Origin of the sequence: Sediminispirochaeta smaragdinae DSM 11293, from assembly GCF_000143985.1 — a bacterium.
GTDB lineage: Bacteria > Spirochaetota > Spirochaetia > DSM-16054 > Sediminispirochaetaceae > Sediminispirochaeta > Sediminispirochaeta smaragdinae.
The window spans coordinates 1,682,819-1,694,351 of sequence record NC_014364.1; the positions used below are offsets into that span (position 1 = coordinate 1,682,819).

The following is an 11,533-nucleotide window of genomic DNA, read 5'->3' on the forward strand; positions in this document are numbered from 1 at the left end:
GGTATGGAGGAAACGTGATTCCAATGATGGCGATTTCGGAAAAGAGTACCGGAGTCGATCTTGCTACCTCATCCGGAGTCAAAGAGCTACGCTCTTCTATGGAAGAAGGGGCGAATTTCGGGAGCTATTTCGATCGTATTACTGCCGCAAAGGAAAAGGTGGAGGAAAAAAAGAAATCTGAAGCGGCACCTGTCGAAGCGAAAGTAAGCCAAAAGACGAAAGAACCGAAACGGGAAGAGAAGCCGAAGGAAATGTCCGAAGATAAGGGGACCGAAAAGCTCTCTTCAAAGCATAAAGGCGATGAAGCCGTCGAAGAAAGTAAGAAAAAGCGTTCTGAGAAGTCCGAAAAGAAAGACCCTTCCGGGGACCTCAAGGGGATAGGGCTTCATTTTCTTAAAGCGGATACCGATAAAAAGGCCCATGCCCCGGAAAAGAAGGATCTTTCCGACGCGGTGAAAAAAGCAGCTGACAATTCCTCAAAAGAAGGCAAAATGGCGCAGGAAAAGGCTGAACGTCTCCACCTCGCCCCGGAAAACGAAAAAGGCGCAAAGCTTCGAATCGTCGACCTTAGGGATCGTGGCGGCCAGCATGAGGTCATGGTGTCTGCGGATGCGACCTCGAGGAAAAAGCAGGGTGCTAAGGTGCTTGCAAAAAAGAATGCGGATCACAGCACCGGTATAAAGAGATCGGCACTTGTCCCCGAAAAAAAGGTGAAGGAACAGGCGAAAGGCGAAAAATCCTCTTCTGCTTTGGAAAAGCAAAAGAGTGCTTCTTCGACGAAACCGGCAGCGCTTGTAAAAGAGAAAACGGAGGGGATAAAGGATCGTATGAACAGTATGGTCCATACATCCCATGATACGGCGGATGCCGGCAAGGCAGGCGATACCCTATCGGCCAAGGGCGACGGCGGTGAACAGAATCAGGTTATGCATGTCCACCTATCTCCCCAGGGCGACGGGACGGCGAGGGGAGAAGCTCAAAGTGTCGAGCGTTCGGCTCAACTCCTTTCTTCGCGGTTACAGCAGGACCTTTCCGGAAAGATTGTAAAGCAGGCTTCTATCGTCGTGAAAAACGATAATGCCGGTGAGATTCGTCTCATTCTCCATCCTGAAAATCTCGGAAGGGTGAGGATTCGGCTTCAATTGGAAGATAACCATATAGCCGGGAGAATTTTTGTCGACAATACAAGTGTACGGGACGCCTTTGAAGCAAGCCTTCGGCAGTTGGAACGAAACTTTGAAGCAAACGGTTTTGAATCGGCAAAGCTGAATGTTTTTGTCGGTGGCGACCAGGCTAGGGGCGATGCCTCTTCCGAACAAGCCCAAACGTCGGCTTTTCACGGAAACCGTTTTTCTGCGGTAGAGGCGATGGATGCGAACATAGCGTCGGCGGATCAATATAATGTCGGCGAAGAGAATTTGATAAACCTGGTCGTGTGACCGGGAGGAGGAAGGTTGATGGATTTTAGCACGGTCATGTCGGGACAGGACCAGCTGAAGGTGCAGATGCAGGTTGATTCCCTGAATAAAACCCTTGCGGAAGGGAAGGGGCTCAATCAGTCTCTGGGCAAAGATGATTTTCTCAAACTTTTGCTTACACAGCTTCAGTATCAGGACCCGACCAAGCCGATGGAAGACAAGGAGTTTATTGCTCAGATGGCTCAGTTTTCCTCCCTTGAGCAGATGAATAACCTTTCCCAGCAGTTCGTTTCCGTCAAAAATACCTTGGGACGAAATGCCGCCTATGACCTGATTGGCAGGCAGGTTGATATCCTTCAGGGTGATCAGAAAATTCACGGGACCGTGGAGGCTGTTTCGGGTAAAGACTATCCCCAACTGCTGGTGAACGGGACCTATTATGACTACGACTCGGTTGAAACAGTGAGCAACAAGGAGGCTTCCAGATGATGCGATCACTTTATGCCGGTGTTTCCGGCCTGCAGAACCATCAGACCAGGATGGACGTCATCGGAAATAATATATCGAATGTAAATACCGTTGGTTTTAAAAAGGGACGGGTCAACTTTCAGGATCTTTTGAGTCAGACCATGTCCGGGGCAGCCAGACCTACCGACGAGGTAGGCGGTGTCAACCCGAAGCAGGTTGGTCTGGGTATGAATGTGGCTTCCATCGATACGGTCCACACCCAGGGTTCTCTTCAGACCACCGGTATCATGACCGATATCGCCATTCAGGGTGACGGCTTTTTTATTGAACGTTCCGGCGATAAAGAGTTCTACACCAGGGCCGGAGCCTTCGGTCTTGATGAAAACGGTACGCTGGTCAATCCCTCAAACGGACTGAGGGTTCAGGGCTGGATGGCACAGGATGTCGATGGACGGACCTTCATAAATACCGCTACCGATGTAGAAGACCTTGTTATTCCTGTAGGGAGCAAGGACCCCGCACGCGCCACCGGTGAGGTCGATCTCGCTTGTAACTTGGATAAGCGTACTCCCCTGATTCCTGCTGGTGCCGGAGATGCGGATGTTGCCGAAGGTACTTGGAGCATCGACAAGACCATCTACGACAGTTTCGGAGAAGAGCATGTTCTTCGTATTAATTTTACCCGTGTAGCGGGTACGGAAAACCAGTGGCAGGGCTCTGTTACCGTTGACCCCGATGCCGAAGCACCAACCAACACCCTGGTGGACATTGGCGAAGCCAACAACGATACCAACACCTTTGTGGTGGAGTTTGATAATCTCGGAACCCTCCAGGCCGCCGTCGACGGTCAGGGCGACAGAATCGATAACGGAACCCTCCAGGTGAATGTTGCCTTCGATGTTGCCGGAGCAACGCCCGAGGCCGGGGCTCCGGTTCGTCAGGACATGGTTCTCAATCTTGGAGATGTAGGAAGCGTCGTTGACACCATCACTCAGTTCGCCGAAAAAAGTTCGACCAAGGCCTTTAAACAGGATGGTTACGGCATGGGCTATCTTGAAAGTTTCAAGATCGATCAGAGTGGTGTCATTACCGGGGTTTACTCCAACGGTGCGAACAGGACCTTGGGACAGGTAGCCCTCGCAAGTTTTACCAATCCCGGGGGACTGGAAAAGGCTGGCGAGAGCACCTTCGTTGTGTCGAATAACTCGGGAGAGGCGCGTATTGGAGAATCAGGCGTGGCAGGAAAAGGTAAGCTGATTGCGGGAGCCCTTGAGATGAGCAACGTCGACCTTGCTGAACAGTTTACCGATATGATCGTGACTCAGCGTGGTTTTCAGGCAAACAGCAGAACCATCACCACCAGCGATCAGATGCTTCAGGAGCTTCTGACGCTCAAACGTTAATAGGGATACTTATGAATAGGAGCCGATCTGCATGATCAAGGTGACCCAGCTGAACGGAAAAGAGTTTTTTGTTAACCCTCATCAGATAGAGTCGATGGAAGCGGTACCCGACACGGTGCTGACCATGCTTTCGGGAAAACGTCTGATCCTTCGTGAAACTGCAGATGTCGTCATTGATCGAATCGTCGAATACCGGCGACTCATCGGCTCCTTTGGCAACGAGGAGTAGGGAATGGATATAGCTACAATAGGCGGATTGATCCTCGGCGTGGCAATGGTCGCCATGGGAATCATCATCGGCGGCGTTGGTGTGGGCATCTACATTGATATTCCTTCTATTTTGATCGTCCTTGGCGGTTCCTTTGCCGGTTTGATGGTTTCTAACCCCCTCCCCAGGATCCTCGGAGTCATGAAGTATGTCCGTCATGCCATTCAAGTCCCCAACTACGAGGTCGAGAAGACAATCACCACCCTGGTAAACTTTTCGGAGCGGGCACGCCGTGAGGGGTTGCTTGCCTTGGAAGATGATATCGAAGAGGTGGAGGATGAGTTTCTCAAAAACGGTATACAGTTGGTGGTCGACGGAACAGACCCCGAGCTGATAAAGTCAATCCTCTACAACGATGTGGGGCAGCTGGAGGAGCGCCACGCAGTCGGTATCAAGATATTTGATGACTGGGGTGCCCTGACTCCCGCCTTCGGAATGATCGGAACCCTGATCGGGCTTATCGCCATGCTTGCCAACCTCGACGATCCTGACGCTATCGGTTCCGGTATGGCGACTGCCCTTATCACCACCCTGTATGGTTCGTTTCTGGCCAACCTCCTGTTCATTCCCTTTAAGAATAAGCTCGAAGACAGAGACAGGGCGGAACGACTGAGCAGGGACATCATGATCGAGGGGATTCTCTCCATACAAGCAGGAGATAACCCCAATATTCTCAAGTACAAATTGATCTCCTTCCTCGAGCCGGCAAAGAGAAAAGAGATGCTTGACGTGATGATGCAGGAGTAACGGGGTATACTATGGCAGATGGCCCGAAAAAAAAGAAGAAGAAATGTCCCACAGGTTCTCCGGCATGGATGAACACCTATGGGGACATGGTGACGCTTCTTCTTACGTTTTTCGTCATGCTTTACACTACCTCGACTCCGGACGATTCAAAGATGAATTTGATCCTGGCAGCCTTCAGCGGCCTGGGAATGTATACCGGCGGTCAGACCCTCCAGGAGGGAAAGCTGGCCGAACTCGGAAACATGATCATGTCTCTTCCCTCGACCAATCGTGGGCGTGCTCTGGACGAGGCGAGGCGCAAGGCGATAAGTCAGTTTGAGCCGGAGATCAAAAGCCAGAAGGTCCGGGTACAACAGGATGAGCGGGGATTGATCATAACCCTTGCCTCCGACGCTTTTTTTAAACCGGCCAGTGCCGAGGTTCAGATCGAGGAGAGCCGCGAGACCCTTCAGAAGCTTTCGGCTCTGCTGCGATCCATGCCCGGCAGGAAGTTCAGAATAGAGGGGCATACCGATTCGACCCCTACCGACCCCACCGGTCCATGGCCGACCAATTGGGAGCTTTCGACGGATCGGGCAACCAATGTTCTGCACTATTTAGTCGATTTCGGTGTAACCGAGAATCAGTTTCAGGTGGCGGGGTTCGCAGATACGGTCCCCCTCGCTTCAGAGTCTACCGAGGAAGGAAAGGCCTATAATCGGAGGGTAGATATCATTATACTCTCCGATGGACACCTTTGATCCTTCCGAGGATATAAGTTGGTGAAAGCGGGGTTTGCAATAATCCCGCTTCTCTGGTAAAATTTTCCTGATATGAGCTTCAGGAGCGTGTGATGGGCGATGAAGAAGTATTTGTCGATGAAGAAATAGGCGGCGGCGATGCCGGAGGCGGTGGAAAGCCGGGCTTTGTTCCCGCAGCTATTCTCAAGATTCTCAAATGGGTGGCCCTCGGGCTTGCAGCCATCATCTTTATCGTAACCGTTGTGTTCATTACCGTCAGCGTCATGACCAAGGGGCCGAAGGCCGAGGCCTATCCATCCCCCTCCGAGGCGTACCAGCAGGTTCAGCCGATTTTACAGTGGTACGACGTTGGTGAAATTCGTACCCGAACAAGCGATGAAAATCCTGCGACGGTTATTGTCTCCATCAAGCTTGGCTATGACATGGACAATAAAAACGCTCAGAACGAGATCAACCAGCGCCGCGAGCAGATTGTGGATCAGACACGTTACTTTTTTTCCAGGAAGCTGGAAGCGGAGTTGAACGCCAACTACGAGCCGCAGCTGAAGAACGAATTGAAAGAGATGATCAACAAGATGATGGATAAACCCTATGTGAAGGATGTGGTGTTCCTCTCCTTCAATGTCATGGAGTTTTAGGAAGGGCGAATGAACGAGGTTCTCTCCCAGGACGAAATTGATCAGCTGCTCACCGCTATCTCAAGCGGAGAGATTGAGACCGAATCGGTTACTCAGGTTCAGGATCAGCGTAAGATCAAGATCTACGATTTCAAACGTCCTGATAAATTTTCCAAGGAGCAGATCCGTACGGTCTCCATCATGCACGAGACCTTTGCCCGTTTGACTACTACTGCGCTTTCGGCCCAGCTTCGAAGTATGGTCCATGTCCACGTTGCTTCGGTAGATCAGCTTACCTACGAGGAGTTTATTCGTTCCATCCCAAACCCGACTACCCTCGGGATTATCAATATGGACCCGTTGAAGGGGTCGGCGGTGCTGGAGATCGATCCTGCAATCACCTTTTCGGTGATCGACCGTCTCATGGGCGGCCAGGGTGAAGGAAGCAAGGTGAATCGTGATCTTACCGATATCGAGCAGACGGTAATGGAGGGGATCATTGTTCGGATACTGGGAAACCTGCGGGAAGCGTGGAGTCAGGTGATCGACCTCCGTCCCCGTCTGGGACAAATCGAAACGAATCCGCAGTTTGCCCAGATCGTGCCGCCTACGGAGATGGTTGTCCTGGTTACCCTTGAGACGAAGGTGGGTGAGGTGGAAGGTATGATGAACTTCTGTATTCCCTACCTGACCATTGAGCCGATCATTTCGAAACTGTCGGCCCAGTATATGTACTCTTCGGTTCGCAGTGGCGCCACCACCGAGAACCTCAATATATTAAAAGATCGCCTTTCGACCGTGGCCATTCCGGTGGTCGCCGAGATCGGCGAGATGAATCTTACCGTACGGGATGTCTTGAGCCTTCGGGCGGGAGATGTCATCCGGCTGCCGGATGTACGGGTAGGGGATCCGATGACCATCAAAATCGGAAACCGAAAGAAGTTCGAGTGCCGCCCCGGTCTTGTCGGGAACAAGGTTGCGGTACAGATAGTGCACAGACTCGAGGAACTCGGTAAGGAAGAGTTCGAAGAGCTTGTAGCCGAGGAAGGGGAATAGCATGAGCGACGGCTCTCTCTCACAAGACGAAATTGATGCTCTGCTTCAGGGCGGAGGAATGGACTTCGGTGCTGCGGACAGCGGGGCCGATCAGGGGCTTTCGCCTCAGGAGAGGAACCGCTTTGCGGAATTGCTTGGCGGAATCGTAGGCCCCCAGGCCTCTAATCTCTCGGGAATGATCGATGAGAATGTCGATCTTAAGGCCCCGACGGTAGAGGTACTCTCTCCCGGCGAGGCGGGCTCCGGTCTTCCTGATCGGCTTGTCGAGATCAAAATCGATTATAGCGACGGTATTTCCGGGGAGCATTCCTATCTCATTCCGGAGGATATTGCCGTTCAGATAGCCGGGAAGATGATGGGTCAGGAGGGGGTCGAACTCAATGAGGCGGCCCTGTCGGCTATTGAGGAGGCTGGTAACACCCTTGCCGGTTCCGCGGCTACGGTGATCGGGGATTCCATCGGTAAAACCGTGATGAATGCTCCCGGTGATACCAAGCTGATTGATTCGTCCGATATTCGCGTTCCTGCAGGTTCTTCGCTGGTTCGTGCCAGCTATCCTCTGGTTATCGACGATACACCGCCCAGTTATCTCTACGAGATTTTTTCCATTGGTGCCGTACAGGAAATCCTCGGTGCATCGGCCGGGCCTGCTCAGTCGGCAAATGCCGGCATGAATATGAACCAGCAGCCGCAGGTTCAGGGCGGAGCCCCTGGAGCCATGGGTGGTACAAACATGGGGAATATGGGTATGAATAATATGGGCATGGGCGCCATGCCCGGTTACGGAGGCGGTCAGGGAATGTACAACCAGGCCAATGTGCAGCCTGTGCAGTTTCCTCCGCTGAATCCCCAGATGGTAAGTGGCGAACAGGGTAATATCGGTTTGCTGATGGATGTTTACATGGAGATGACCGTTGAGTTGGGAAGGACAAAACGGCTCATCAAAGACATCCTGGGGATGGGAGAGGGAACCATCATCGAACTTGATAAGCTTGCCGGTGAACCGGTAGATATATTGGTAAATCATAAGTTAATCGCCAAGGGAGAGGTCGTCGTTATCGACGAAAACTTCGGCGTTCGTGTTACGGAGATCGTTTCGCCCATGGATAGGGTGGAGGGGTTTTCGTGATGCGTTAGATTCATCGATAAGCCGCATCGAACGGGGAACGATGCGGCAAACGGGAGGGGAATAGATGAATTGGACACTCAAAGGGGTGGTCCTGGCTCTTATCTTTTGTACAGCCATGATAGCGCCCTTTACTCTTTTTTCTCAGGAATCGGAAGATACCCAGCCGCTAAGTGTACAGGAAAATGGGCCAGTCGACGAACAGGATTTGGTTGTCAACGATGCCCAGCAGCCGTCCGTTCAGCTTGAAAGTGAGCTGACGACCTTCTCAGGCTGGGATTTCCTTCGGATGGTGCTGGTCCTTGTCGCCGTCATAGCCGTTATCTATGCTCTTTTTCTCTTTCTCAAGCGAATCGGTCATCCGAAGAGCGGGGGCGGAGATTTGATTACCCTCTTTGCAAGCCAGCCACTTTCCGGCAGCCGTGCACTTTACCTTGTCGGTGTCGGAAACGAGGTCTTTCTCATCGGTTCCGCCGATGGCGGTGTGAGCCTCGTTTCCAAGGTGGAAGATAAAGAGACCCTCGATCGCATAGCCCTTGTCGAATCCACTCAGAAAGTAGGTGGGAAGAGCTTTACCGGTACCTTTCGTTCGATTTTCGGTGATGCAGCCCGGGGAAGCGGTGGTGATTCCGGGGTCCATTTTCTTCAAAAACAGCGGGACCGGTTGAAGAAGCTATGAAAAAGCGCATAACGGTTATTCTTCTATTTTTACTTTTCGTTGTGGGCGGTAGCTCCTTTGCACAAGAGCGACCTACCGAACGGAGCGACAACGGTATTACCGTTCCCTTTATCGATCTCACGGTTCGTGAACCACAGAGTAATCAGGAGGTTGCCCTCTCGATACAGCTTCTGCTTTTTCTTGCGGTTATTACCCTTTCCCCTTCGATCATCATTCTTACCACCTGCTTTCTTCGCATTGCCATTGTCTTCGATTTTATAAAGCGAAGCCTCTCTCTTCAGCAGGTGCCTCCCAATCAGGTAATGATGGGGGTGGCGATTTTCCTGACGATTTTCATCATGTGGCCGACGGGAGAACAGATATATCAAAACTCCTTCCGTCCTTTTGCCGATGGCGAGATCGGCATCCAGGAGATGTACGATGAGGCTGCTGCGCCTTTGCGACTCTTTATGTATCGCCAGATGGACGGCGATCATGAGAATATTCAGCTTTTTATGCGTATGAGGGGATTAGGAAAACCGGAAAATTTTTCCCAGGTTCCCACCTACGTTCTTATTCCCAGCTTTGTGCTTCATGAACTAACCGTAGCCTTTAAGATCGGCATATTGCTGTTTGTTCCGTTTATCATCATCGATATGGTGGTTGCCTCTACCCTTATGTCCATGGGCATGATTATGTTGCCGCCGGTCATGATTTCTTTACCGTTTAAGTTGATCCTTTTCGTCCTTGTCGACGGATGGGATCTTATTACACAGCAATTGATTCTCAGTTTTAAATAGGGAGGTAAAAGGTGACGTTGGGTTTTGCAATAGAGCTTATTCGAAGTGCTGTTTTCCAGATTTTGGTACTCTCCGGTCCCGTGCTTCTGATCGGGGTCGGGGTTGGTCTCATCATTTCCATTTTTCAGGCGACGACCTCGATTCAGGAACAAACCCTCACCTTTGTGCCGAAGATTGCCGCTATTCTGCTGGCGCTCGCTATTTTCGGTCCCTGGATGCTTCAGACGCTCAAAACCTTTACCATAGATTTGTTCATGGTGATCCCCAGGATAGGAGGATAGTGTAAGCCTTGAATATCGATGCCTTGACCGGTGGTGCACAGCTTCTTCTCCTCCTTTTCGCGCGCATTTTTGCTATGCTGGCGGTCGCTCCCGTCATGTCCAGTAGTGCCGTTCCCGGAATCGTTCGCGCGGTTTTGGCCCTTCTTTCTTCAATTATCATCTATCCGTGGGTGGCTGAATCCGGTTACCCCATTCCCGAGGCCGCTCTCCAATACGCCATGCTCCTTTTGGGCGAGGTTCTCATCGGTGTGGTGATCGGATTTATGATGACGGTGGTTTTTACCGTTTTTCTGGTTGCCGGTCAGTTTTTCTCATTTCAGATGGGCTTCGGGGCGAGCGAGGTTTACGACCCCCTCGCCCAGGTGGAAATCCCGTTGATGGGGCAATTCCTCAATCTGGTTGCCATGCTCGTCTTTCTTATCAACGACGGCCTGCGAAAGCTCTTTCTCTACGGTGTACTCGGCTCATTTCAATCCCTTCGCGCCTGGGACCTCTTGGAACGCCGCCAGCAATTCGCCACCCTTGCTGTCCGGTCAATGGTTGATCTTTTCCGTCAGGCGATGATCATCAGTTTCCCTATTCTCGGAACGATGTTGCTTGTTTCTGTGGCCCTCGGTCTTCTTGCAAAGGCTGCCCCGCAAATGAATCTGCTTATGCTCGGTTTTCCTCTGAAAATCGCCATTGCCTTTTTTATGATGTTCGTTACCATGCCTTTTCTCATGGAGGCCTTCGGGAAGATGATCGATGCTGGTTTTGTCGAGATGGCCGGTTTTCTGACGGGCGTTGTGCCACAAGCAGGGGGGCTATGATGGAAACATTGTTGCGTCCTTTTGGTAGCCCATTCGCCGAATCCCGTTGGAATATCGATCTTCAGTGGTTCGCGGCCGAGGATGAGGGACGTACCGAGGATCCTACAGAGCAAAAAATCAGAAAGGCACGGGAAGAAGGTAAAGTTGCCAAGAGTTCAGAGTTTACCTCCTCCCTGGTTCTTCTCTTTCCCATTGTTGCCCTTGGTATTTTGGCGCCTCGCATGTTCGGTACCATGGAGGAGATGCTCCGTTATTATCTTTCGCTCCTTTCCGAAGCTGACCTGACAGGTGAGCAGATTGTGGCTTTTTTCCGGTACTTTATCAGGCTTGTGGCTCCCGTTGCCAGCGTTGCCGTTGCCGCCGCTCTTTTCGGTAATATCATCCAGGTCGGCTTTCTCTTTACATCAAAGCCGATTACTCCCGATTTTTCAAAGATCGTGCCCCGTTTTGGAAAATTCATTCAAAGGAGTTTCCTCTCCGGTGAGGCACTTTTCAATTTGATGAAATCTATTTTGAAGGTCTTGATTATCGGGATCATCGCCTATATCAACATAAAAAATAACCTCGATATTTTTGCCTTTTTCGTGAATGCTCCCTTTGAGGTCGCCTTTAGTACCATTGGAAGTGTCGCCTTCAGGATTCTTGTGGAATCGAGTATCGCTCTCTTGGCCCTCTCTTTGCCCGACTATCTTTTTCAACGGCGTCAGCACCGGGAATCCCTGAAAATGACCAAACAGGAAATAAAAGAAGAGCGGAAAACCATGGAAGGAGACCCTTTGATAAAAAGCCGGCTAAGGGAGCGGATGCGCGATGTTTTAAATCGGAATATGATCAGGAAGGTGCCCGAAGCGGATGTCATCATTACAAACCCGACCCACTTCGCCGTTGGCATGGAATGGGAGCGGGAGCGAATGGTTGCTCCCATGGTGATTGCCAAGGGACAGGATAATATGGCCCAAAGGATCAAGGCCATTGCGCGGGAGCATGATGTTCCCATTGTAGAGAACAAACCCCTTGCCAGGGCCCTGTACGCGGAAGTCGAGGTCGGAGAGGTTATCCCTGAACGCTACTACGAGGTGATGGCCACCATTCTTGCTGAGGTGTATCGTGTAAACGGAGGATCAAAGGTATCATGATGATAA

14 protein-coding genes are annotated in these 11,533 nt (G+C 51.3%); all 14 read left to right on the forward strand.

Translation table 11 applies throughout. The annotated features are described in order from the left end of the window. Nucleotides 1-23 precede the first annotated feature (23 nt). A complete protein-coding gene (locus SPIRS_RS07935) occupies nt 24-1,439 on the forward strand; it encodes a flagellar hook-length control protein FliK (RefSeq protein ID WP_041866014.1) in 1,416 nt (471 codons plus the stop codon). Nucleotides 1,440-1,457: 18 nt separating this feature from the next. Then, complete coding sequence (flgD, locus tag SPIRS_RS07940) at nt 1,458-1,907, forward strand: flagellar hook assembly protein FlgD (protein WP_013254160.1); 450 nt, start codon at nt 1,458-1,460, stop codon at nt 1,905-1,907. Further along, a complete protein-coding gene (flgE, locus tag SPIRS_RS07945) occupies nt 1,904-3,289 on the forward strand; it encodes a flagellar hook protein FlgE (RefSeq protein WP_041866015.1) in 1,386 nt (461 codons plus the stop codon). Before flgD ends, flgE begins: the two co-directional genes overlap by 4 nt. Before the next feature lie 31 nt (nt 3,290-3,320). Then, nucleotides 3,321-3,518 (forward strand): flagellar FlbD family protein, encoded by a 198-nt coding sequence (locus SPIRS_RS07950; protein WP_013254162.1) that lies wholly within the window; start codon nt 3,321-3,323, stop codon nt 3,516-3,518. A gap of 3 nt (nt 3,519-3,521) precedes the next feature. Further along, complete coding sequence (locus SPIRS_RS07955; RefSeq protein ID WP_013254163.1) at nt 3,522-4,304, forward strand: motility protein A; 783 nt, start codon at nt 3,522-3,524, stop codon at nt 4,302-4,304. An 11-nt stretch (nt 4,305-4,315) separates the two neighbouring features. Further along, nucleotides 4,316-5,044, forward strand: a complete 729-nt coding sequence (motB, locus tag SPIRS_RS07960; RefSeq protein ID WP_013254164.1) for a flagellar motor protein MotB — start codon at nt 4,316-4,318, stop codon at nt 5,042-5,044. Nucleotides 5,045-5,136: 92 nt separating this feature from the next. After that, complete coding sequence (gene fliL, locus SPIRS_RS07965) at nt 5,137-5,682, forward strand: flagellar basal body-associated protein FliL (protein WP_013254165.1); 546 nt, start codon at nt 5,137-5,139, stop codon at nt 5,680-5,682. A 9-nt stretch (nt 5,683-5,691) separates the two neighbouring features. Next, entirely contained in the window at nt 5,692-6,717 is a 1,026-nt protein-coding gene (fliM, locus tag SPIRS_RS07970) for a flagellar motor switch protein FliM (RefSeq protein ID WP_013254166.1), read from the forward strand. A gap of 1 nt (nt 6,718) precedes the next feature. Then, nucleotides 6,719-7,846, forward strand: a complete 1,128-nt coding sequence (gene fliY / locus SPIRS_RS07975) for a flagellar motor switch phosphatase FliY (protein ID WP_013254167.1) — start codon at nt 6,719-6,721, stop codon at nt 7,844-7,846. A gap of 64 nt (nt 7,847-7,910) precedes the next feature. Beyond that, nucleotides 7,911-8,522: a flagellar biosynthetic protein FliO gene (locus SPIRS_RS07980; protein ID WP_013254168.1), complete on the forward strand. Its 612-nt coding sequence runs from the start codon at nt 7,911-7,913 to the stop codon at nt 8,520-8,522. Beyond that, nucleotides 8,519-9,301 carry a flagellar type III secretion system pore protein FliP gene (fliP, locus tag SPIRS_RS07985; RefSeq protein ID WP_013254169.1) on the forward strand — a complete coding sequence of 261 codons (783 nt, stop codon included), beginning with the start codon at nt 8,519-8,521 and terminating at the stop codon, nt 9,299-9,301. The genes SPIRS_RS07980 and fliP overlap by 4 nt, the downstream gene beginning before the upstream one ends. Nucleotides 9,302-9,312: 11 nt before the next feature. Continuing rightward, nucleotides 9,313-9,582, forward strand: coding sequence for a flagellar biosynthesis protein FliQ (fliQ, locus tag SPIRS_RS07990; RefSeq protein WP_013254170.1), 270 nt, complete (start codon nt 9,313-9,315; stop codon nt 9,580-9,582). A gap of 8 nt (nt 9,583-9,590) precedes the next feature. Then, nucleotides 9,591-10,391, forward strand: coding sequence for a flagellar biosynthetic protein FliR (gene fliR / locus SPIRS_RS07995; RefSeq protein WP_013254171.1), 801 nt, complete (start codon nt 9,591-9,593; stop codon nt 10,389-10,391). Then, entirely contained in the window at nt 10,388-11,527 is a 1,140-nt protein-coding gene (gene flhB, locus SPIRS_RS08000; protein WP_013254172.1) for a flagellar biosynthesis protein FlhB, read from the forward strand. The genes fliR and flhB overlap by 4 nt, the downstream gene beginning before the upstream one ends. The last annotated feature ends 6 nt before the right edge of the window (nt 11,528-11,533 follow it).

Coding starts and splice junctions, on each gene's coding strand:
- SPIRS_RS07935 (WP_041866014.1), top strand. CDS start 24: ATGATGGCGATTTCGGAAAAGAGTACCGGAGTCGATCTTGCTACCTCA.
- flgD (WP_013254160.1), top strand. CDS start 1,458: ATGGATTTTAGCACGGTCATGTCGGGACAGGACCAGCTGAAGGTGCAG.
- flgE (WP_041866015.1), top strand. CDS start 1,904: ATGATGCGATCACTTTATGCCGGTGTTTCCGGCCTGCAGAACCATCAG.
- SPIRS_RS07950 (WP_013254162.1), top strand. CDS start 3,321: ATGATCAAGGTGACCCAGCTGAACGGAAAAGAGTTTTTTGTTAACCCT.
- SPIRS_RS07955 (WP_013254163.1), top strand. CDS start 3,522: ATGGATATAGCTACAATAGGCGGATTGATCCTCGGCGTGGCAATGGTC.
- motB (WP_013254164.1), top strand. CDS start 4,316: ATGGCAGATGGCCCGAAAAAAAAGAAGAAGAAATGTCCCACAGGTTCT.
- fliL (WP_013254165.1), top strand. CDS start 5,137: ATGGGCGATGAAGAAGTATTTGTCGATGAAGAAATAGGCGGCGGCGAT.
- fliM (WP_013254166.1), top strand. CDS start 5,692: ATGAACGAGGTTCTCTCCCAGGACGAAATTGATCAGCTGCTCACCGCT.
- fliY (WP_013254167.1), top strand. CDS start 6,719: ATGAGCGACGGCTCTCTCTCACAAGACGAAATTGATGCTCTGCTTCAG.
- SPIRS_RS07980 (WP_013254168.1), top strand. CDS start 7,911: ATGAATTGGACACTCAAAGGGGTGGTCCTGGCTCTTATCTTTTGTACA.
- fliP (WP_013254169.1), top strand. CDS start 8,519: ATGAAAAAGCGCATAACGGTTATTCTTCTATTTTTACTTTTCGTTGTG.
- flhB (WP_013254172.1), top strand. CDS start 10,388: ATGATGGAAACATTGTTGCGTCCTTTTGGTAGCCCATTCGCCGAATCC.